The sequence below is a fragment of the Streptomyces sp. 150FB genome, from assembly GCF_000818195.1.
Classification (GTDB): domain Bacteria; phylum Actinomycetota; class Actinomycetes; order Streptomycetales; family Streptomycetaceae; genus Streptomyces.
The window spans coordinates 7,903,869-7,924,712 of sequence record NZ_JTHL01000001.1; the positions used below are offsets into that span (position 1 = coordinate 7,903,869).

General features: G+C 68.5%; 21 protein-coding genes and 2 pseudogenes. 10 read left to right on the forward strand and 13 right to left on the reverse strand.

Features of this window, described 5'->3' with window-relative positions; all coding sequences use genetic code 11:
• Positions 1-105: 105 nt before the first annotated feature.
• Together QR77_RS33925 and QR77_RS44310 are read left to right on the forward strand one after the other, a co-directional pair.
• Positions 106-657 carry a TetR/AcrR family transcriptional regulator gene (locus QR77_RS33925; RefSeq protein WP_052489251.1) on the forward strand — a complete coding sequence of 184 codons (552 nt, stop codon included), beginning with the start codon at positions 106-108 and terminating at the stop codon, positions 655-657.
• Positions 658-724: 67 nt separating this feature from the next.
• Positions 725-868: pseudogene (locus tag QR77_RS44310) on the forward strand (helix-turn-helix domain-containing protein); the annotation flags it as partial.
• A 71-nt stretch (positions 869-939) separates the two neighbouring features.
• On the opposite strand, the gene QR77_RS47605 reads toward QR77_RS44310, so the two are convergent.
• Positions 940-1,131 carry a hypothetical protein gene (locus tag QR77_RS47605; protein WP_040025861.1) on the reverse strand — a complete coding sequence of 64 codons (192 nt, stop codon included), beginning with the start codon at positions 1,129-1,131 and terminating at the stop codon, positions 940-942.
• A 139-nt stretch (positions 1,132-1,270) separates the two neighbouring features.
• On the opposite strand from QR77_RS47605, the gene QR77_RS33935 reads away from it, so the two are divergent.
• Positions 1,271-2,395, forward strand: coding sequence for an NAD(P)/FAD-dependent oxidoreductase (locus QR77_RS33935; protein WP_040025862.1), 1,125 nt, complete (start codon positions 1,271-1,273; stop codon positions 2,393-2,395).
• A 24-nt stretch (positions 2,396-2,419) separates the two neighbouring features.
• Here the strand turns inward: QR77_RS33935 and QR77_RS33940 are convergent, their stop codons facing one another.
• The 3 genes from QR77_RS33940 to QR77_RS33950 all read right to left on the reverse strand — a co-directional run bounded on the left by QR77_RS33940 (position 2,420) and on the right by QR77_RS33950 (position 3,806).
• Positions 2,420-2,629, reverse strand: coding sequence for a DUF397 domain-containing protein (locus QR77_RS33940; protein WP_040025863.1), 210 nt, complete (start codon positions 2,627-2,629; stop codon positions 2,420-2,422).
• Positions 2,630-2,757: 128 nt separating this feature from the next.
• On the reverse strand, positions 2,758-2,958 hold the full coding sequence (locus tag QR77_RS33945; RefSeq protein WP_040025864.1) for a DUF397 domain-containing protein: 201 nt from the start codon (positions 2,956-2,958) through the stop codon (positions 2,758-2,760).
• Positions 2,955-3,806 (reverse strand): helix-turn-helix transcriptional regulator, encoded by an 852-nt coding sequence (locus QR77_RS33950; protein WP_040025867.1) that lies wholly within the window; start codon positions 3,804-3,806, stop codon positions 2,955-2,957. Before QR77_RS33950 ends, QR77_RS33945 begins: the two co-directional genes overlap by 4 nt.
• Before the next feature lie 390 nt (positions 3,807-4,196).
• On the opposite strand from QR77_RS33950, the gene QR77_RS33955 reads away from it, so the two are divergent.
• Together QR77_RS33955 and QR77_RS33960 are read left to right on the forward strand one after the other, a co-directional pair.
• The gene (locus QR77_RS33955) at positions 4,197-4,409 is read left to right on the forward strand and encodes a hypothetical protein (protein ID WP_040025868.1); all 213 of its coding nucleotides are present in this window, start codon (positions 4,197-4,199) and stop codon (positions 4,407-4,409) included.
• Positions 4,410-4,453: 44 nt separating this feature from the next.
• On the forward strand, positions 4,454-4,654 hold the full coding sequence (locus QR77_RS33960) for a hypothetical protein (protein WP_078877919.1): 201 nt from the start codon (positions 4,454-4,456) through the stop codon (positions 4,652-4,654).
• A gap of 139 nt (positions 4,655-4,793) precedes the next feature.
• On the opposite strand, the gene QR77_RS33965 is transcribed toward QR77_RS33960, so the two are convergent.
• The 3 genes from QR77_RS33965 to QR77_RS33975 all read right to left on the reverse strand — a co-directional run bounded on the left by QR77_RS33965 (position 4,794) and on the right by QR77_RS33975 (position 8,316).
• Positions 4,794-5,294 (reverse strand): GNAT family N-acetyltransferase, encoded by a 501-nt coding sequence (locus QR77_RS33965; protein ID WP_040025872.1) that lies wholly within the window; start codon positions 5,292-5,294, stop codon positions 4,794-4,796.
• A 68-nt stretch (positions 5,295-5,362) separates the two neighbouring features.
• Positions 5,363-5,716, reverse strand: coding sequence for a VOC family protein (locus QR77_RS33970; RefSeq protein ID WP_040025873.1), 354 nt, complete (start codon positions 5,714-5,716; stop codon positions 5,363-5,365).
• Between the two features lie 125 nt (positions 5,717-5,841).
• Positions 5,842-8,316 (reverse strand): glycoside hydrolase family 2 protein, encoded by a 2,475-nt coding sequence (locus QR77_RS33975; RefSeq protein ID WP_078877920.1) that lies wholly within the window; start codon positions 8,314-8,316, stop codon positions 5,842-5,844.
• Positions 8,317-8,655: 339 nt separating this feature from the next.
• Between QR77_RS33975 and QR77_RS33980 the strand changes: the two genes are divergently transcribed.
• From QR77_RS33980 to QR77_RS33990, 3 genes are read left to right on the forward strand one after another with little or no spacing between them, the layout of a single operon-like run.
• Positions 8,656-9,981 carry an extracellular solute-binding protein gene (locus tag QR77_RS33980; protein ID WP_040025874.1) on the forward strand — a complete coding sequence of 442 codons (1,326 nt, stop codon included), beginning with the start codon at positions 8,656-8,658 and terminating at the stop codon, positions 9,979-9,981.
• A 42-nt stretch (positions 9,982-10,023) separates the two neighbouring features.
• Complete coding sequence (locus tag QR77_RS33985) at positions 10,024-10,998, forward strand: sugar ABC transporter permease (protein WP_052489252.1); 975 nt, start codon at positions 10,024-10,026, stop codon at positions 10,996-10,998.
• Entirely contained in the window at positions 10,995-11,858 is an 864-nt protein-coding gene (locus QR77_RS33990) for a carbohydrate ABC transporter permease (RefSeq protein WP_052489253.1), read from the forward strand. Before QR77_RS33985 ends, QR77_RS33990 begins: the two co-directional genes overlap by 4 nt.
• A gap of 27 nt (positions 11,859-11,885) precedes the next feature.
• Here QR77_RS33990 and QR77_RS33995 read toward each other — a convergent pair whose 3' ends face one another.
• Both QR77_RS33995 and QR77_RS34000 read right to left on the reverse strand, forming a co-directional pair.
• Positions 11,886-12,893, reverse strand: coding sequence for a LacI family DNA-binding transcriptional regulator (locus QR77_RS33995; protein WP_236710930.1), 1,008 nt, complete (start codon positions 12,891-12,893; stop codon positions 11,886-11,888).
• A 332-nt stretch (positions 12,894-13,225) separates the two neighbouring features.
• On the reverse strand, positions 13,226-13,933 hold the full coding sequence (locus tag QR77_RS34000) for a hypothetical protein (RefSeq protein ID WP_052489254.1): 708 nt from the start codon (positions 13,931-13,933) through the stop codon (positions 13,226-13,228).
• A 305-nt stretch (positions 13,934-14,238) separates the two neighbouring features.
• On the opposite strand from QR77_RS34000, the gene gcl reads away from it, so the two are divergent.
• Complete coding sequence (gene gcl, locus QR77_RS34005; protein WP_040025877.1) at positions 14,239-16,008, forward strand: glyoxylate carboligase; 1,770 nt, start codon at positions 14,239-14,241, stop codon at positions 16,006-16,008.
• Between the two features lie 75 nt (positions 16,009-16,083).
• On the opposite strand, the pseudogene QR77_RS34010 reads toward gcl, so the two are convergent.
• Positions 16,084-16,557 (reverse strand): annotated as a pseudogene (locus tag QR77_RS34010) (DUF4037 domain-containing protein); the annotation flags it as partial.
• 54 nt (positions 16,558-16,611) lie between these two features.
• Positions 16,612-17,523, reverse strand: a complete 912-nt coding sequence (locus QR77_RS34015) for an SDR family oxidoreductase (protein WP_040025878.1) — start codon at positions 17,521-17,523, stop codon at positions 16,612-16,614.
• Between the two features lie 144 nt (positions 17,524-17,667).
• Here QR77_RS34015 and QR77_RS34020 point away from each other — a divergent pair, with 144 nt between their 5' ends.
• Positions 17,668-18,564 carry a LysR family transcriptional regulator gene (locus tag QR77_RS34020; protein ID WP_052489255.1) on the forward strand — a complete coding sequence of 299 codons (897 nt, stop codon included), beginning with the start codon at positions 17,668-17,670 and terminating at the stop codon, positions 18,562-18,564.
• A 368-nt stretch (positions 18,565-18,932) separates the two neighbouring features.
• Here the strand turns inward: QR77_RS34020 and QR77_RS34025 are convergent, their stop codons facing one another.
• Positions 18,933-19,823: a 2-hydroxy-3-oxopropionate reductase gene (locus tag QR77_RS34025; protein ID WP_040025880.1), complete on the reverse strand. Its 891-nt coding sequence runs from the start codon at positions 19,821-19,823 to the stop codon at positions 18,933-18,935.
• A gap of 34 nt (positions 19,824-19,857) precedes the next feature.
• Positions 19,858-20,679, reverse strand: a complete 822-nt coding sequence (locus tag QR77_RS34030) for a TIM barrel protein (protein WP_040025881.1) — start codon at positions 20,677-20,679, stop codon at positions 19,858-19,860.
• Positions 20,680-20,844: the final 165 nt, after the last annotated feature.

A 20,844-nucleotide genomic window follows, 5' to 3' on the forward strand; every position in this document is an offset into this window, starting at 1 on the left:
AGGGAGGCTCCGGTCAGTCACGGAGGCCGACCCGTCCCCTGCGGCCTTCCACTCAGAGGGACTCGCAACAGCCTTCGGGCGGACGCGGCCCGCAACCGTGACCAGTTGCTCGCGGTGGCGACCCGCGTGTTCATGTCGGCCGATGCCGAGCCGTCGATGCGCGCGATCGCCCGTGAGGCCGGGGTCGGAATCGCCACGCTCTACCGGCACTTCCCGACCCGCGAGTCGCTGGTCGACGCCGTCTACCAAGACCAGGTGGTGCGGCTTACGACCGGCGCCCGCGAGCTACTCGACCAGATGCCCCCATCTGCGACGATGCGGCGCTGGATGGACTTGTTCGGGGACTGGATCGCGACCAAGAACGGCATGCTCGACACACTGCTCGCGATGATCGAATCGGGCGAGATCACCCACGCCCGGACCCGGACCGAGCTACTGACGGCCATCACCACGATTCTTGACGCGGGCCACGCGGCAGGCGACCTCCGCTCCGACGTCACCGCCGAAGACATCGCCGCCTCCCTCATCGGCATCTTCACCGTGGCCCCCCGGCCCGGGCGCGAAGCCAAGGCCGGCCGCCTGCTGAACCTCCTGATGGACGGCCTACGGCCCGCCGCCCGGCTGAGCCGCCTCGAAACCGACGGGCCGCCTACGTAGAGCAACGAGCTGATGCTGTGACCGCGTAGGTTCGCCGGGATGGTGGTCGTGGCGGTACCGGCGCGCGATGATGCTGCCGGCCTCGGCCGGCGGTAACCGCGGTCCCGTGATCGCCCAGTTGGTGCAGGCCGACGAGGACACGGTGCGCGATGCGATCCACCGGTTCAACGAGATCGGGCCGGCACGCCTGGACCCTCGGTGGGCGGGAGGGCCGTCCACGCTCACCGCCGAACCCGGCCTCGTTGCCGCACGTCCCGCCCAGACGCTGATCGGCGACACGAACTACGTCCGCCGGGGCATCGAACACGAACCAGCCGACCATTGCGGCAGGTCATCGAGTCGGTCAACGAATCCCTCAAAGGTGAACTCGATCTCGAACACCACCGAGCGCGCCTCCGGCGGTGTCGCCACCCGCCGTAACCCGGCCATCAGGTACGTCATCCACTTGTCGAGATCGGAGCCGACCACTGCCATGTCGGGGCTGCCGGGTTCTGTCGGTCCGATGTCGGTGGGCCGTACGCGGTTGTCCGCGGCCTGTCGGTGCGGCCTGGCACGTTTTCAGAGATCCCGCCGGGTGCCCACTCGGCAGGCGTGCGACACGTAAGGACTCACCATGACCACTGACGTCACGATCATCGGCGCCGGCCTCGGCGGACTCGTACTGGCCCGCGTCCTGCACGTTCACGGGATCCCGGTCACCATCTACGAGGCGGAGCCCTCAGCGGGGGCGCGTTCGCAGGGCGGGATGCTCGACATCCACGACTACAACGGCCAACTGGCCCTTGAGGCAGCGGATCTGATGGACGAGTTCCGGGGCATCGTCCTGGAGGGCCGCCAGGCGACGCGGGTCCTCGACCGGGACGGAAACCTCCTGCTCGACAAGGCCGACGACGGTACGGGCGGGCGCCCCGAGGTGCAACGCGGCGAGCTGCGGCAGATCCTGCTCGACGCGCTCCCGGCCGACACCGTCCGGTGGGGGCACAAGGTCAGCGGTGCGCGTGCCCTCGGTGAGGGCCGCCACGAGGTGACCTTCGCCGACGGCGCCACCGTTACCACCAGCCTGCTGGTCGGCGCGGACGGCGCGTGGTCACGGGTCCGGCCGCTGCTCTCCGACGCCACACCCGAGTACGCGGGCCTGTCGTTCGTGGAGACCTACCTGTTCGACGGCGACTCCCGGCACCCTGCCACCGCGAAAGCGGTCGGCGGCGGGTCGCTGTTCGTGCTCGACACGGGCGGCAAGTGGATCGGGGCTCACCGGGAAAAGGGCGGGACCCTCCACGCCTATGTGGTGCTGTCCAAGCCGCTGGACTGGTTCGAGGCCATCGACTTCACCGATGCCGCCGAGGCCGCCGCGCGGATCGCGGCGGAGTTCGACGGCTGGGCGCCGGAACTCACCGCGCTGATCACCGAAAGCGACACCCCGCCGGTCCTGCGTCCCCACAACACGCTGCCCGTCGGGCACCGTTGGGACCGAGTGCCGGGGGTGACCCTGGTCGGCGACGCCGCCCACCTCATACCCCCGAACGGCGAAGGCGCCAACCTGGCCATGCAGGACGGCGCCGAACTCGGCACGGCCCGCGCCGCGCACCCCGACGACATCGAGGCCGCACTCACCGCGTACGAGCGGACCATGTTCCCCCGGGGCCGCGCGGCCGCCGAAGCGGAAGCCGAAGCCCCCACCAACCCCACAGCCCAGGACGTGATCAGCTTCTTCACCCAGGACGAGCGGGACGACTGACGACCGGAGCCGGGGCGGGCCCGGTCAGGCGTCGGCTTTGAGATCGGCGACGAACGCTGTCCACGCGCCGGCGGGGAAGACGATCGCGGGGCCGGTGGGGCGCTTGGAGTCGCGTACGGGCATGAGGTTGGCGACGCCGTGGGCGACTTCTACGCAGTTGCTCTGGTTCCCGCTGTGGGAGGACTTCGTCCACGTGACGCCGACGGCTGCGGAGGCGTTCGGGATGCAGGTCATCTCGTGTCCTTCGTGTCGATGGTGGCCCCAACGGTGAGCGCTGTGGCCTTCCTCCGCAAGTAGGCCTATGAGTGAGCCCCCGCCGGGTGCGGCTTCCGGCGGGGGCTCACAGTGCGCTTGTGCCTCTATCAGGCGACGTCGCCTGTCTTCACGCTGTTGACGAACGCGTTCCACGCGCCGGCCGGGATGACGAGCGCCGGGCCGGTGGGACGCTTGGAGTCGCGCACGGGCAGAGTGTCGGTGAGCCCGAGGGCCACCTCGACGCAGTCGCTGTTGCCCCCGCTGTAGGAGGACTTGGTCCAGGTTAGGTCGAAGTCGATGCTGGTCATGTGATGTTGTCCTTCGTTCTGGCGATGAGGTCGGCTGAATCGTCGAACGGAAGCGCTGCGGCTCGAAGTCTCTCGAACGCAGTGCTAAAGATCGACACTTCCACAGGATCTTCGACGTAGAGCGCGCTCGTCAGGGATTCCACGTGAACGACATCAAGATCTGCTGTCTCTGGGAAACCCACTACGGCGAAGCTACCGGCCAGGCCCGGATGAGGCGTGGCCTCCAACGGGAGCACTTGTATCGAAACATGCGGAAGTTCGGAGAGATCGATAAGTCGCTGAAGCTGGTCCCGCATGACCTGAGAAGCGGCGACTCGTGGACGCAGCGCGGCCTCATGGATGATCGCCCAGAACTCCAGAGGTTCAGGACGGGTGAGCACCGACTGACGCGCCATGCGTACCTCGACCAGCGCGTTCACGCGGTCTTGCGTAGACGTCATGTTGATGGCATCGATCGTGGCGCGGGCGTAGGCCGCCGTCTGGAGAAGCCCAGGGATCAGTGTTGTCTGGTAGGAGCGCATGTTCCGCGCGTCGGACTCGAGCGAGATCAAGTCGGCGTACGCAGGCGAGATGGAGTCACCGTAGGTCTGCCACCAGCCGCGCTTGCTCCCGTGTTTGGCCAGGTAGTGCAGCACCGCGCGCTTGGCTGCGTCCACTTCTCCATAGAGGTCCAGAAGCGTTGTGAGGTCGGCGGCCTTGACTCCGGTGCGTGCGGTCTCGATCCGGCTCGTCTTCGCCGCGTTCAGCGTCGTGCGCTCCGCAACATCGTCAAGCTTCAGTCCTGCGCCCTCGCGCATCCGACGTAGCACCGAGCCCAGTTGGCGCTTACGTACGGTCGGATAACTCATCCGCGCCTCTCCGCCCTTCTCATGGTCCTCAGTTTGGCGCCAGCGAGGCGCCGAGGCCACAGCTTTCCACAGCGGCGGCCTCTCATTTGGACGCCACGAATGTAATTTTACAGATTGACGCGGCGGGCTTGCAATCTGACATGTGAAGTCGTCACACTGACTGTGCCAGGTCGAGCACAGCGGGTGATCGCATGCAGGACGTTGGAGGCGGTGAGTCATGCCCTATGAGCGGACCACGGACGGCGCGAGAGCCGTGGCTGAAGTCGATGTGACGGTTCAGCACTGGGGGTTCTGGCGCTTGCCGCCCCCGACCGACGTGCCCTGCGGCGCGTATCCGACCGTCACAAGAGACCTGCTGGTGCGCGTACTTCAGGGACTGGAGAGGTTGCCGTGAAGGAGAAGGAGAACGACGAGACGCCCTCAGCTCGCGACAGGCTGAGGAAGCGGTTCGGATCGAAAGACGCGCGGATCATCCAGAAGTTCGACGCCGGATGGGGCGGCGCCGACCTCGTGCCGGGCTCCGCGCTCCGGTGGCCCAAGTGCGACTGCGGGGATCCGGTGCGGTGTCCCGACTACGTACCGCCCGGCGGTGGGCAACAGTGAGGCGCCGGCAGGGGGGTGTGCTGCCCGGCGGGTTGTGTGTCGGCATGGTCGTGTACGACCGGTCCTACGAAATGGTGGGGGTCATCGACAACATCGTCGGCCCCTTCGTTCATCTCTCGCGCCCCACCGGGCTTACCTGGCAGAGCCGTTGGGTGTCCGTACGAGTCGGCACCGAGTACGAGCACCGTCAACTGCGCGCCATCGGCGCTCTGCACAGGCTGCGGCACAAGGGCCTCTGCTCCTGAGTCCAGCTCTTGCTCCCCATGAACCCCCGCCGCGAACCTGGGGCGTCCAGGGTCCGCGCGGGAAGGGGGCGGGTGGCGCCGAGGTCGGCACCTGGCGTCACCCGCTCGCCGCGCCCAACTCCCCCCGTACCGCTGCTCCTCACACCTCGCGGCGCATGCAGACCCGGGGCCAGGCATCCAGGCCGTGGGCGGCTTCCGCGCGGCGGATCTCCCGTAGGCCGTCGGTCAGTTCGGCCTCGGTGAGGGTACGGAAACCGAGTCGCGCGTAGTACGGGGCGTTCCACGGGACCTCGGCGAACGTCGTCAGTGTCAGTCCGGACGTTCCGGTCGCGTGTGCGGCGAGGTGGTCGATCAGGGCGCTGCCCAGGCGGCGGTGGGCGGCGGACGGGTGGACCGTGAGCTGTTCGATGTGGGCGGCGCCGTCCACGTCGTCGTGGATCAGATAGGCGACGGGGCGGCCCGTACCGTCGTCCGTCACCCAGGCGTGGCCCGCGAGCCGGTAGGAGTCCAGTACGTCCAGGGGTGGCGGCGCGTGGTCGGCGATCTCGCCCATTCCGACCGTACGGAACGCCTCGCCTCCGGCCACTTCGATCTCCTGAAGCAGCGGCAGATCGGCGACGGTCGCCGGGCGGATGCGCATGGCGTGAGAGTACGCGAAGGCACGGCGGCGGGCTGGTCCGTTTGCCCGGACCGCTCCGCCCCGCTCAGTTACTGCGACCGCTGGCCAAGGATGCAGAACTCGTTACCTTCGGGGTCTGCCAGGACGACCCACGACTGATCACCCTGGCCGATGTCGACGCGCTGTGCGCCATGAGCCACCAGACGCGCCACCTCGGCGTCCTGGTCATCAGGCCTGAAGTCGAGATGCAGTCGGCTCTTGACCTTCTTGCTCTCCTCGAGCCGGACGAAGTCCAACCCCGGCAGGCGATCCGGCGCCGGGCGGATCTCGAACTCGTCGTCGGAGGAGTAGACAACAACCCAGCCAAGAGCCTCGGCCCACCACTGGCCCAAGGCGGTTGGGTCCGCCGAGTGAACGATTACCTGTTCCCATTCCAAGGTCATTCGCGGAGCTTAGACCAGCCGGGGGCTTCGAGACGGATGTTTATGAAGGGGCGACTGGCCTGCGGGTTCGCTGAGTTCGGAGAACGGGCCACGCATGCGCACGTCGTGGGTCCCCGGCTGGTCGGTCACCCGGTGTGCGGTCCGGCGGCGTCGTTCACGCAGAACAGCGCGGCCGGTACGGCCTGGGCGTTGGGCGTGGGCCAGCCGGTGACGGTGAAGGTGACCTGTTCACCGGGCAGCAGTGTGACCCGGCCCCGGTCGGTGGCGGCTGCCGGGTCGAGCCGGTCGGCCTGGAGCAGCAGATCCCGCAGCAGGGTGCGGGCGGTCACCGTGATCCTTGCCGTGTCGTCGTCGGCAGTGACCTCGATGCCGTAGTCGGCGACGGGGTAGGCGAAGTCCTTGTCCGGCGCTGCGAAGTGGACCGCCCGCAGTCCTTCGCAGTCAGCGACCCAGAACTCCGTGTCCGCGTCCGCACCTTGGGTCAGCGACTCCGGCACGACGACGCGGGCCACTGCCCTGGGCGCGGCCCGCAGGTGGACGGTCGCGTGGGCGGCGGTGGTGCCGTCGGCGCGCACCCGTCGCAGCTCCACCGCGGCCGGCCACGCGGAGCCGGACTGGTTGACCGCGGTGACCAGCAGTCCGTCCGGGCCGTGCTGGAGGGTCAGTAGCCGGTCGGCGTACAGGCGCCGCAGCTCGTAGTAGAGCGGCTTGAGGTGGCCGTCACCGTCGATCGCGGCCCAGGAAGTGACCGGCCAGCAGTCGTTGAGCTGCCAGACCACTGTGCCGGAGCACAGCGGCCAGTTGGCCCGCCAGTGCTCGATGCCGGTGGCGATGGCGCGGGCCTGGTTGAGCTGGGTCAGGTAGTGCCAGGTGTCGAAGTCGTCCGGTGCGTTGAAGTACGGCGCCAGGCCGCGGGCCAGCTTGCCGTTGCCGTCCTCGGCCTTCTGGTGGTGGAGCATGCCGGGCGAGTCCGGCAGCAGCGGGCGGTCGCTGATGGAGCGGCGCACGGTCGCCATGGCGGGCGGCGCCTGCCAGCCGAATTCGGCGACGAAGCGCGGCACGGTGGTGAGGTAGTCGGTGTACGGGCGGCGGTTCCACTCCTCCCACAGGTGCGTGGTGCCGTGCCGTACGTCGTTGGGGTGGATGTCGGGCGACCCCGACCACGGGGAGCCCGCCCAGTAGGGCCGGGTCGGGTCGAGCTCGGCGACGATGCGGGGCAGTAGTTCCAGGTAGTAGCCGCGGCCCCAGGTGCGGCCGGCCAGCGGCCCCTTCCAGTCCCAGTCCTCGTGGCCCCACAGGTTCTCGTTGTTGCCGTTCCACAGCACCAGGGACGGGTGGGGCATCAGCCGCACCACGTTCTCGCGCGCCTCGGCTTCGATCTCGGCCGGCAGCGGGCCCTCTTCGGGGTAGGCGGCGCAGGCGAACGGGAAGTCCTGCCACACCATCAGGCCCAGCTCGTCGCACGCGGCGTAGAACGCCTCATCCTCGTAGATCCCGCCGCCCCACACCCGTACCAGGTCGATATTGGCCGCTTTCGCCTGCTCCAGCCGGGTCCGGTACCGCTCCGCCGTGACCCGGGAGGGCAGTGCGTCGTCGGGGATCCAGTTGACCCCGCGGGTGAAGACCGGCACTCCGTTGACGACGAACCGGAAGGCCGAACCCATCGCGTCGGGAGTGGTGTCCAGTTCGACCATGCGGAACCCGACCCGGCGCCCCCAGTCGTCCAGCCGCTCCCCGGACTCGGCGTCCTCCAGCGTCACCGTCAGCTCATGGAGATTCGGCGCCCCCAGAGTGTGCGGCCACCACAGGGTGGGAGAGGGAACGCGCAGGTCGGCCGCGCCGGCTGCCTGCCCCGCCGGCAGGAGGGTCTCGGTGGCGCAGCCGGCGACGTTCACGCGCAGCCGCAGTTCCCGGCCGGCACCGGCGGCAGTGCGCTCGACCGTGACCCGCACGGTCACGTGCCCGTCGCCGTCGCGGACAGTGACCTGGGGGGCGACGGACGCCAGCCGGGCGGTACTCCACCGCTCGATGCGCACCGGCCGCCAGATACCGGCGGTGACCAGCTTCGGTCCCCAGTCCCAGCCGAAACTGCTCGCCATTTTGCGTACGTAGTTGAACGGCTCCGGATACGCGTTGGGCCTCGGGCCCAGCTCCGCCTCCAGCGCCTCGGCGACGGTGTAGGCCGAGGTGAACGCCACCGTCAGATCGCTGTCGCGGCGCGCCACATACTCCGTCACATCGAAGCGGTAGCCACGGTGCATGTTCGACGTCGCGCCGACCGGCACGCCGTCGACAGAGATCCCGGCGAAGGTGTCGAGCCCTTCGAAGACCAGGTCGGTGCGCTCGAAGCCGTCGTCCGTCCGGGGCAGCCGCGTGGCATAAGCCCAGTCGGTACGCCCCACCCACGCGACACGTTCCTCATTGGCGTCCAGGTACGGGTCGGGAAGCGCGTGCGCGGCAAGCAGATCGCTGTGCACACAGCCGGGAACCTGCGCGGCGAACACTGTCCCGGCCACCTGAGGCGGCACGGGCCCGGTGCTGTCCGGGGCGGCGACCGCACGCAGCGTCCACGGTCCGGGCGGGGCAGAAGCGACCAGCATGAAGGCCTCCAAAGAATGCGACCGTTCCGAAGAACGCACCGATGCCGTTCCGCCGGAGCGGACGGCGTCGGCGCCCGACCGGCGACCAGGCGCACGAACAGCCGCCAGGCGGGCCGGAGAGCGGTCGCCTGATGGCTTGCTCGCCAATCTAGGCCGCGGAAACGCCCCTGTCTATTAACCGGTCTAGTGGTGCCAGGTGCTGGCGTAACGGTTAGGTATCGACAACGATTCGGCACCTTTACCCCCCGGTGGGCTCATGGAAAGGTTCCGCTCAGACTGAAGCGCTTAAGTGTTTCAGGGGTCAGGGCCCGGCGTGTGCGGGCGGGATGAGGGAGTCACATGCGGAGAAGAGTTCTGCCGGCGGTCTCCTTGGCCGCGGCGATCGTGGTCGTGGGCACGGCGTGTTCCTCGTCGGGCAGCGGCGGGTCCACGTCCACGGCGGCCGCCACGGCGGCCGCAGACCCCTCGTCGGTCTCCGGCGACATCACGGTCCTCACCAATCGCACCGACCTGATCGGCGACGGCACACTGAAGAAGTACGCCGCCGACTTCAAGAAGCTCTACCCGAAGGTCAACGTCAAGTTCCAGGGCCTGACGGACTACGAGGGCGAAGTCAAGATCCGGATGAACACCGAGAACTACGGGGACGTGCTCCTCATCCCCACCGCGGTGGCACGCACGGACTATCCCAAGTTCTTCGCCCCGCTGGGCGACTCCGCCGATCTCGCCGGCACGTACCAGTTCACCGACTCCGGCACGGTCGACGGGAAGGTCTACGGGATCGTGTCGTTCGCCTCGGCCAACGGCTTCGTCTACAACAAGAAGGTCTGGCAGCAGGCCGGCATCACCTCCTGGCCCACCACTCCGGCACAGTTCCTGGCCGATCTGAAGCAGATCAAGTCCCGTACCGAGGCCACCCCGTACTACACCAACTACAAGGACGGCTGGCCGCTGACCGCCTGGACGAACGTGCTGGGCTCGGCGACCTGCGACCCCGGGGCGAACGACAAGCTCACCACCGACGATCCGTGGAAGGCCGGCAGCGACCTGAACACCGGAGACTCGCTGCTGTACGACATCGTCCACAGCAAGCTCTCCGAGGACGACCCGACGACCACGAACTGGGAGAACTCGAAGAACCTGCTGGCCACCGGCAAGGCGGCCACCATGTGGCTGGGCACCTGGTCCGTACCGCAGTTGCAGCAGGCCGCCACGAAGGCCGGCGCCGACCCGAAGGACATCGGCTACATGCCGTTCCCCGCACAGGTCGGCGGCAAGTACTGCTCCGTCGAGGCCCCGGACTACCAGTACGCGGTGAACATCCACTCATCCCACAAGGAGGCAGCCCGGGCCTGGGTGGACTGGATCGAGGGCAAGTCCGGCTTCGCCACATCGGTCTCGGGCATCTCCAGCGCCAAGGGCTCGGCCCTGCCGGAGATCCTGGCGCCCTTCACCGCGGCCGGCGTGAAGATGATCGTCGAGAGCCAGGCCAGGACTCCTCAGGTCAACACCATCGACAAGGCGTCGGAGGTCGGCCTGCAGACTCCCGAGTACCGGCAGAAGCTCATCGACGCGGCCCGCGGGGCGGGCGGCGGAAGCCTCAGCTCGATCTTCTCAGACCTGTCCAAGAAGTGGAAGTCCGGCCAGCAGAACGCCGGTCTGTGACCGTACACGCGTCCTAGGCAGCCACGACGAGCAAGGATGCCCATGAGCGACACGCATACGCCACTCGATCTGGGAGAACGGGACACCCCGCGCACAGCCGGGCCGCCCACGTCAGCGCATCGCGGCAAGTCCCGCCGGGGGTGGCCGGGCGGAGCCTGGCCGGGCCGGCTCACCCCTTGGCTGTTCCTGGTGGTGCCGGTCGGTTTCCTGGTCGTCTTCACCTATGTACCGATCGTCAACATGATCGAGTACGGGTTCACCGACTGGGACGGGGTCAGTCCCGACCATAGCTGGGTCGGCATGAAGAACTACACCGAGATCTTTACCCGTTCCGAGCTTTTCCAGGTGTTCTACGTCAGCATCTACTACCTCGTCGCCTCGGTGGCGCAGTTGGTGCTGGCTCTGTACTTCGCCACCATTCTCAGTTTCAGCACCCGGCTGCAAAACCTGTTCAAGGGAATTCTCTTCTTCCCCTATCTCATCAACGGCGTCGCCATCGGCTTCGTGTTCCTGTACTTCTTCCAGTCCGGCGGCACCCTGGACACCGTCCTTTCCGCATTCGGAATGCACGGCAAGCACTATTGGCTCGGCAACCCCCATCTGGTCAACATCTCCTTGTCGGGAGTGTCCGTGTGGCGGTACATGGGCCTGAACTTCGTGCTCTTCCTCGGCGGCATCCAATCGATCCCCAGTGAGCTGTACGAAGCCTCCGCACTGGACGGAGCCGGCCGCTGGGCGCAGTTCCGCCACATCATCGCTCCCAGCCTGCGTCCGCTGATCAGCCTCAGCGTGATCCTGGCGATCTCCGGCTCCCTGGCGGTCTTCGAGATCCCGTACATCATGACCGGCGGCTCGGGGGCGAGCGAAACGTTCGTCATCGAGACGATCAAGATGAACTTCGAGTTGAGCAAGACCGGACTGGCTTCGGCGATGGCCGTGGTCCTGCTCGGTTTTGTCCTGCTGGTGACCTGGGTGCAGCGCCGCCTGGTCCCCGATGAGAGGTCCGATCTGGCATGAGCGACGCACCCATTCCCACTCTCCGCAGCTCACGCCCCATCCGGATCGCGCCCACGCTGAAGTACCTCTCGCTGATCCTGGCCTGCGTGGCAGTCCTGCTTCCGCTCAGTGCGGTGTTCCTGACGTCACTCAAGACGCACAAGGAGATCGCCAACGGCAGCGGCGCGCTGACCCCGCCCGACAACTGGCTCAACTTCTCCAACTACCAGGTCGCCTTCGAGCAGGGCCACATGCTGCGCGGCCTGTTCAACACCGCGTTCATCCTGCTGTTCTCCGTCGTCGGCAGCGTCCTCATCGGCTCCATGGCCGCCTACGCCATCGACCGCTACCGCTTCCGCTTCCGCCGCGCCATCCTGGCGGCGTTCCTGATCGCCACTCTCGTGCCCTCGGTCACCACGCAGGTCGGCACGTTCCAGGTCATCAACAACTTCGGGCTGTTCGACACCCGGTGGGCAACGATCCTGCTGTACACCGGCACCGACATCGTGTCGATCTACATCTTTCTGCAGTTCATCCGCTCCATCCCGGTCTCCCTGGACGAAGCCGCCCGCATAGACGGAGCCTCAGCCCTGCGGATCTACTGGACCATCATCATGCCGCTGCTGAAACCGGCCATCGCGACCGTGGTGATCATCAAGGGCATCCTGGTCTACAACGACTTCTACTATCCGTTCCTCTACATGCCCTCCGAGGAGCTGGGCACCATCTCCACCTCGCTCTTCCGGTTCAAGGGGCCGTTCGGCGCGGAGTGGCAGGACATCTCCGCGGGAGCGATCCTCGTCATCGTCCCCACGCTGCTGCTCTTCCTGTTCCTCCAGCGCTACATCTACAGCGGGCTCACCCGGGGCGCGACGAAGTGACCCCCCTCAGGGCGACCACCGTTCTCGTCAGGAAGCAGGCGGGGCCGTGGACGCGCGGGGCACCAGCACGGGCGCGGGGGCGGGGCGTGACGGAACGTCCGGGGAGGCCAGGGCCTCGAAGAGAAGTTCGGCGGCCTGGGCTCCGTACTGGAAGACGTCGTGACTCATCGCGGACAGTTGCGGCCGGACCAGCTCGCACAACTGCGAGTCGTCCCAGGCCAGCAGGGACAGGTCACGCGGGACGCTCACACGCATCTCCGCCGCCACGCCGAGCCCGGCGACGGCCATGATGTCGTTGTCGTAGATGATCGCCGTCGGGCGCTGGGCCGACAGCAGCAGGGAACGGGTGGCCCGGGAGCCGTCGTCGCCGGAGAAGTCCGCGGTTACCACACGCGCTTCGGTGATACCCGCCTGGGCCGCCGCCGACCGGAACGCCTCGGTCCTGATCGCGGTGTGCCCCAGAGCGGACGGACCACTCACCCGGGCGACGGAACGATGGCCCAGCGCCGCCAAGTACCGGACGGCCTCCACCATCACGACGGCGTCGTCCGTCCACACCGCGGGGAACGGGCCCGCCAGCGACGGGTGTCCCACCACGACGGCCCGCAAGTCGGTCTGCGACAGGGTTTCGATGCGGGGATCGTCGGCCTGAAGGTCCACCAGCAGACTGCCGTCGACGCGTCGGCCCTGCCACCAGGCGAGCTGGACCTCGGCCTCCTCCTCAACGCTGTCGGCGAGCCGCAGCAGCAGCGAGTAGCCGCGTTTGACCAGAATCGACTCGACGCCGCCGATGAACTCCATGTAGAAGGGCTCGCGCCCCAGCATGGGAGCCGGCCGCGCCAGGACAAGCCCGATGGTCTGAACGCGCGACGCGGACAGGGACACCGCCGCCGTATTGGGCGTCCACCCCATCTCTTTGGCCGCCAAAGAGATCCGCTTACGGGTGGACTCCGACACCCCTGGGCGATTGTTGAGCGCCAGCGACACCGCTGCGGACGAGACGCCCGCCCGCTGAGCGACATCACGAATGGTCACTCTGCGCCCGTTTTTCACCGTCACTGTCCCACTCTCCTTCGGCACCCCGTCGCGCGGTGCCGGAGCGCGACACGAACGCGGTGCTGCGCGCACCAATATAGTTCGCGGCCGCCCCAAGTGTCCATAAACCGCTTGAGTGAGCCATTCTCGGCGACAGTCTCTGTATGAGGGAGTGAATGCCTCACATCGGAATCGGACATGACCGTCGAGTCGGTGCGGGCAACAGATCGAGCGCTATCTCTTGGCATGGGATAAATACCACGGCACGTTACCGGAATAGTGACGCCGGGGATTCTGTCCGATCCGGCTGCCGACGCCGGGCGCGGCCCCGGTCACGCGCCCGCTGAAATCAGTTCCTCCGCAGGGCCGTTGACGGGCTGTGGCGCTCCCGTGAGGTCGAGGACGAAGAGCGGTACGCCCAGATCGTCGGCGCGGGCGCGGGCGTCGTCCGCGTACCCCGCCAGGGAGAAGAAGACGCTCACCGCTGAGGAGCTGAGGCCGTTCAGCCACAGGCACTCGACGTCGCGCAGCGAGGTGGGCGAGGTCGTCGGGTCGACCTGGGCGACGACCTCGGGCCCCCGCAGGTCGATGCCGGAGGCGGGCTGCTCCTCCGCCTGTTCGACATGGTGGAAGCCGAGCCAGCGCAGATAGAGCGCGGCGGCGGTCACCGCGTCGCGGGTGGTGCGGATGGTCAGCGGGTGGAACGTGGGCCGGGGCGCGGCGGCCGTGCGCGGCAGCGGGATGTGCATGGGCGCGCCGGGGACCGGTTCGGGCGGTTCGGGCTCGGGTTCCGGCTCGTGGTCGAAGACGGGGTCGTGCCCGGTGGCGGTGTCCACCGGGCGTACGGGTATGCGCAGCACCGAGCCGCAGACGCAGCCGAGTTCGGGTTGCGGCCAGTGGCCCGCACGCCCGCAGGACGTGCACCGTACCGTCACCCACTCGTCCGTCCAGGTGCGGTGGGTGATCGGCTCCGCCGGTACGCCCCTGAGCAACGGCGGGGCGACCGGAGCCCCGCACGCGCATGGGTAGACCGACGCCATGAAGGTGTGATTACGGCTACAGGCCGGGCAACGCACCGGAACGCTCTCTCGCACGACGATGGATCCCCTTCGGTTGCACTCCGTGGGCCATCGTCCACCAAGAGCGAGGTCTTGGGGAGCCCCTTCGGGTATCCCCTGTCCCATATCTGCCCGCGCGGCTCCCCTTCTCCTTGACGCCGTTTCGCATCGCCCTTAGATTGATTCCGTATAGCAGAACAAAACTTCCACATTACGGAATTGGCGCTCTCAGGTGGCGCGACAGAGCCCGAATCCGCCAGCCGAATGAGGAGCACCCCATGGCTCGAATGACCGCTGCCCGAGCGGCAGTTGAGATCCTCAAGCGCGAAGGCGTGACAAACGCGTTCGGTGTGCCAGGCGCCGCGATCAATCCCTTCTACGCGGCCCTCAAGGCGGCCGGTGGCGTCAACCACACGCTCGCCCGCCATGTCGAGGGCGCCTCGCACATGGCTGAGGGCTACACCCGCACGCACCCGGGCAACATCGGTGTCTGCGTCGGTACCTCGGGGCCCGCGGGCACCGACATGATCACCGGCCTGTACTCCGCGCTCGGTGACTCCATCCCGATCCTGTGCATCACGGGCCAGGCGCCCACAGCGGTGATCCACAAGGAGGACTTCCAGGCCGTCGACATCGCCTCGATCGCCAAGCCCGTCACCAAGGCGGCGACCACCGTCCTGGAGGCCGCGCAGGTCCCCGGCGTCTTCCAGCAGGCGTTCCACCTCATGCGCTCGGGCCGGCCAGGACCGGTCCTCGTAGACCTGCCGATCGACGTCCAGTTGACCGAGATCGAGTTCGACATCGACACGTACGAGCCGCTGCCGGTCTACAAGCCGTCAGCGACGCGCGCGCAGGTCGTCAAGGCCGTCAAGATGCTCAACGAGTCCGAGCGGCCCCTGATCGTCGCAGGTGGCGGCATCATCAACGCCGACGCGTCGGAACTGCTGGTGGAATTCGCCGAGTTGACCGGTACGCTGGTCATCCCCACCCTGATGGGCTGGGGCACCATCGCCGACGACCACGAGCTGAACGCCGGCATGGTGGGCCTCCAGACCTCGCACCGCTACGGCAACGCCACGTTCCTGGAGTCGGACTTCGTCCTCGGCATCGGCAACCGCTGGGCCAACCGCCACACCGGCAAGCTCGATGTCTACACGCGGGGACGGAAGTTCGTCCACGTCGACATCGAACCCACCCAGATCGGCAAGATCTTCGCCCCCGACTACGGGATCGCCTCGGACGCCAAGGTCGCCCTGGAACTGTTCGTCGAGGTCGCGAAGGAGCTGAAGGCCGCGGGCGAACTGCCCGACCGCCGTGCGTGGATCGAGTCGGCACGCGAACGCAAGGCGACGCTGCACCGCCGTACGCACTTCGACAACGTGCCGATCAAACCGCAGCGGGTGTACGAGGAGATGAACCGCGCCTTCGGCCCCGAGACCCGGTACGTCACCACCATCGGCCTCTCCCAGATCGCCGGCGCGCAGATGCTGCACGTCTACCGGCCGCGGCACTGGATCAACTGCGGCCAGGCGGGCCCGCTCGGCTGGACCATTCCGGCCGCACTGGGCGTCGCCACCGCCGATCCGGAGGCCTCGGTGGTCGCGCTCTCCGGTGACTACGACTTCCAGTTCATGCTGGAGGAGCTGGCTGTCGGCGCGCAGCACCACATCCCGTACGTCCATGTGCTGGTGAACAACTCGTACCTGGGGCTGATCCGTCAGGCACAGCGCAACTTCGACATCGACTTCCAGGTGAATCTGGAGTTCGAGAACATCAACTCACCCGAGCTCGGTATGTACGGCGTCGACCATGTGAAGGTCGTCGAGGGCCTCGGCTGCAAGGCGATCCGGGTGACCGAACCGGATCAGCTCCTCGCGGCCTTCGAGGAGGCCAAGAAGCTGGCGGCCGAGTTCCGGGTGCCGGTGGTCGTGGAGGCCATCCTTGAGCGGATCACGAACATCTCGATGAGTGGCAGCGACATCGCCAGCGTCAACGAGTTCGAGGACATCGCCACGGAGCCGGGCCACGCGCCCACGGAAATACTGCCGCTGGTCTGACCCAGCGGTGGACCGAGGGGGACGGGACGGCCCCCGCACCGGAGAGATCCGGGGCGGGGGCCGTCTTCCTGTCCGTCAGGGTGCGGGCCGGTCGCCGGCGCGGGCCCGCTGGAGCAGGTCCGTGCTGTCGGCCCACTGGTCCACACTTCCCAACAGCGGCAACGCGCGAAGGTCCGGGTCCGTCACGGTTCGCGCGAGAGCCTGCGCGAAGCGCTCGGCGCGCAGGACCAGGAAGGGGCGCGAGTGGTACGGGCGGCGCCTCGGGTCCACCGCACTGGTGAGGCCGGAGGCGTTCTGGAGCGCCGCGACGGCCTCGTAGGCATCGCACAGGTGCGCTTCCCGGCTCGGGTGGTCCGTCGCGGCCAGGACCCCGCGCAGGACCGGGGCCAGTGACTCGGCCACCGGCAGCCGGCTGAACGCGCTGCCGAGCCACTTGGTGTAAGGGGCGTACCGGCGCTCCAGCAGCAGGCACACGCGCATCAGGTCCCGCACCAGCCCGGCCGCCACGACGGCCGAACCGAGGTCGTCGCCGACCTCCGCGCAGCGCCCATCGTCATGGCCCCAAGAGTGCCGGAGCGTCCCGCCCGGGACCAGCGGCTATCCCTACCGCCTGAAGTAGTGGCCCTCCTCGATGTCCGCGAGCAGCGGCAGGTGGGTCGGCCGCCAGTCCAGGCGTTCGCGCGTCAGCGCGCTGGACGCCGGGGTGTCGAGCGACACCAACGGTCCGAGGAACCCGAAGTGGCCGGCCGCGTCCTCGGCTGCGACACCGGCGACCGGCACCTTGAGTTGGCGGCCCACGGTCTCCGCGATCTCGCGGAACGGCACCCCCTCGTCGCCGACCGCGTGCAGGCGTGAGCCGGCCGGGGCCGACTCCAGGGCCAGCCGGTACAGGCGTGCCGCGTCCAGCCGGTGCACTGCGGGCCACCGGTTCGATCCGTCGCCCACGTACGCCGATACGCCTTTCGCCCGGGCGATGCCGATGAGGGCCGGTGTGAAGCCCCGGGCATCTCCCTCACCGTGCACCAGCGGCGCGAGCCGCAGCGCGGCCGAGCGCACACCGCGCTCGCTCATCGCGATCACCGCCTGCTCCGCCGGAACCCGCAGGGCCGAGGCGCCCAGCTTCTCCACGTCGGGGGTGTCCGCCTCCGTGCCCGGCCGCCCGAACGCCAGGCCCAGAGTCCCCGACGTCACGACGAACGGTTTGCCGGAGCCCTCCAGCGCCGCTCCTATCGCCTCGACGGCGTTCAGTTCGACCCGGGCGCGAGCGACCGGATCCGTTGTCTCCGTCACGTGCTTGTTGGCCGCGTAAACGACCCCGTCCGCCGCGACGGCACCTTCGCGCAGGCTCTTGAGCTCCTCCAGTTCGCCGCGGTGTACCTGCACGCCGGCCGCCGACAGCGCCTCGGCGGCCGAGTCCGAGCGGGCGAGGCCGACGACCTGATGGCCTGCTCCGAGAAGTTCGGCGGCCACCGCGGATCCGATGTACCCGGTGGCACCGGTGAGAAAAACGCGCACGCTGATGATCCCCTTGTGGTCGCGGATCGGCCCTCCAGAAGCGGCGGGGCCTGTGCCTCAACGTTAGGAACCTCCGGCGCCGCGCGTCCAAGTCCTGTTCCGCACCACGCGATACGGAACGGGCATCACGCGTAGCCTGGCGGGGTGCCCGACACCCCCGCCTCCCGGGCGGACCTCGAACTCCGCCTGGTGCGCTACTTCACGGTCCTCGCCGAGCACGGCAACTTCCACCGCGCGGCCGACGCCCTGCACCTCGCCCAGCCGTCCCTGAGCCGGCAGATCCAGCGCCTCGAAGCGCGGATGGGCGTCCGGCTGCTCGACCGCACCAAGCAGGGCAGCCAACTCACCGACGCGGGACGGGCGTTCCTGCCCGAGGCACACGCACTCCTGCACTCCGCGCAGCACGCCGTGGCGACGGCACGCGCCGCTGTCGGACCCGGTGTGTTCACGATCGGCTACACGGGCGACCTCATCGTGACCGCAGCCGTACGGGAGTTGCGCCGGCTGCGTCCCGACGCCGAGGTGCGCACCTCGCACCTGGAGGTCAGTCAGGTGAACGCGAGCCTGCTGGACCACCGGGTCGACGCGGTCCTCACCCGGGAGCCTTTCCCCACCGACCAGTTGGGTGTGACGGTGCTGCACGAGGAGCCCCGGGTGCTCATGGTGCCCGCGGTCCACCGGCTCGCCGGCCGTACGTCGGTCACGCTCGCCGACTTCGCGGACGAGGCCCTGGTCCGGTACGCCGACCCGGTGTACGACGCGTTCTGGCGTCTGCTCCCACGCCCGGACGGACGCCCGGCACCCGATGGCCCACTCGTGGAAGCGGTGGCGGACAAGCTCGAACTCATCGCCGGAGGCGAGGCGTTGGCTCTGGCGCCGGCCGGCGACCACCACACTCCTCTTCGGTCCGACCTCACGACGGTGCCTGTGGAAGGGGTCGAGCCGTGCCGGGTCGTACTCGCGACCAGGGCCAGGGACCACGTACCGCTCGGCGGGGACTTTCTCGACATCGTCGTGAGGCAGCGCGCGGGCGGAGGCTGATGACGGCGTGCGGGACAGGTGCCGGGGGGCCGGTGTGTGACCGCGGCGGCGGCGACGGGCCTTCCGGCTTCCTTCTCTCAGGCCGAGAGGGAGCCTTCGTGGCCCTTACCACCGCACTGGCTCCCGCTCGCCGCCGCGGTCTGGCCCGCGCCACCGGTCACCCCTCATAGGGCCGGTGGGCGGACGTCGGATGCCACTTCGGTCCCCGCGCGGGGCGCGGACCGGAGTGGGCGAGGTTCTTGGTCGAGGGTTCTTGTCGATCTCCTGCTGGTTACCTGTGGTTCCGGGCGACGGTGGCACTTGGGCGCGACAGGACAGGTGTCAGCGCCACCGCCGCCCGGGTCTGTGGGGCCCGGAGTCCGGGCGGGTCAGACCTGCTCGCCGGAGAGGCGTTCGACCGAGCGCAGCAGCGCGGAGTGGTCGAGTCCGCCGTCGCCCTGCGCACGCAGGGAGGCGACCAGTTGGGCCACCACGGCGCCCACGGGAAGCGCGGCGCCGACATTGCGGGCGGCGTCCGTGACGATGCCCATGTCCTTGTGGTGCAGGTCGATCCTGAAGCCGGGCTTGAAGTCGCGGTTGAGGAAGTTGTCCTTCTTGCGGGTCAGCACGGTCGACCCGGCGAGACCGCCGTTCAGCACGTCCAGCGCGGCGTTCAGGTCGACGCCGGACTTCTCCAGGAAGACCACGGCCTCGGCGCACGCCTGGATGTTGACGGCGACGATGAGCTGGTTGGCCGCCTTCACCGTCTGCCCCGAACCGTGCGGGCCGCAGAGCACGATGGTCTTGCCCAGCGCGTCGAGGAGCGGCTTCGCGTCGTCGAAGTCGGCCTGCTCGCCGCCGACCATGATGGAGAGCACGGCCTCGATGGCACCGGCCTCGCCGCCGGAGACCGGGGCGTCCAGGACGCGCAGGCCCTTCTCGGCGCCCGCCTTGGCCAGGTCGACGGAGGTCTGCGGGGTGATCGACGACATGTCGATCAGCAGCGCGCCGCGCCGGGCGTTCTCCAGGATGCCGTCGGCGCCGTACGCCACGGCCTCGACCTGCGGGGACGCGGGCACCATGGTGACGATCACGTCGGCGTCCCGTACGGCCTCGGCGATGGAGCCCGCGACCGTACCGCCGGCGCCCGCCAGCCGGTCCAGCTTGTCCTGCTCCAGCGTGTAACCGGTCACGGAGTAACCGGCCTTGATCAGGTTCTCGGACATGGGGGAGCCCATGATGCCGAGTCCTATCCATGCGATCTTGGGGAGGTTGCTCATGCGGATGCCTCTTTCAACGCGCGCGGGAGAATGGTCAGTTGGCGAGCCAGCCGAAGGAATCGGCGCTCGGGCGATCGCCCGCCTTGTACTCCAGGCCGACCCAGCCGTCGTATCCGGCCTTGCGCAGCCGCTCCAGCAGCTCGTCGAGCGGCAGCGTGCCGGTGCCGGGGGCGCCACGGCCCGGGTTGTCGGCGATCTGTACGTGACCGGTCTTGGCCGCATACGCGTCGATGACCTCGTTCAGGTCCTCGCCGTTCATGGACAGGTGGTACAGATCGAGCAGGAACTTCGTGTTGCCGAGGCCCGTCGCCTCGTTCACCTTGTCGACGACCTCGATCGCGGACGGCGCGCTCACCAGCGGATAGAGGGGCGACTCCGGCTTGTTGAGTGCCTCGATCAGCAGGATCGCCCCGACGCGGTCGGCGGCGCGGGCGGCGAGCACCAGGCTCTCCAGGGCGAGTGAGTCCTGGAGGCGGGGGTCGGCGCCTTCGACGCGATTGCCGTACAGCGCGTTGAGCGCGGTGCAGCCGACGGAGCCGGCGAAGGCCGCCGCCACCTCGATGTTGGCGCGGAACCGGTCACACTCCTCGCCCGGTACGGAGAGCGCCCCGCGATCGGGCCCCGGAAGCTGTCCGGCGTAGAAGTTCAGCCCCACCAGCTCGGTGCCCGCGTCGTCGAGCGCCTTCTTGAGGGCGTCCAACTCGGACTGCGGCGGAGTGGGGGAGTCGATCCACGGCCACCACAGCTCCACGGCGGTGAAACCGGCCGCGGCTGCGGCCGCCGGTCGCTCCAGGAGCGGCAGCTCGGTGAAGAGGATGGACAGGTTCACATCGAAGCGCTGGTCTGCGTAGCCCATGAGGCTCAGCCGCTCCTTCCGTATTGCGGAAGTTAGTTTCTGCTTGATGGAAGCCTGCCCGTGGGGCTCAGTGGCTGTCAAGTGCGGCCGACGGAATGGCCGAGTAATTCGGCCCCCGATCCGCCGGGAGGGGATCGGAGGCCGTGTGCGGTGGTCCGGGTACGG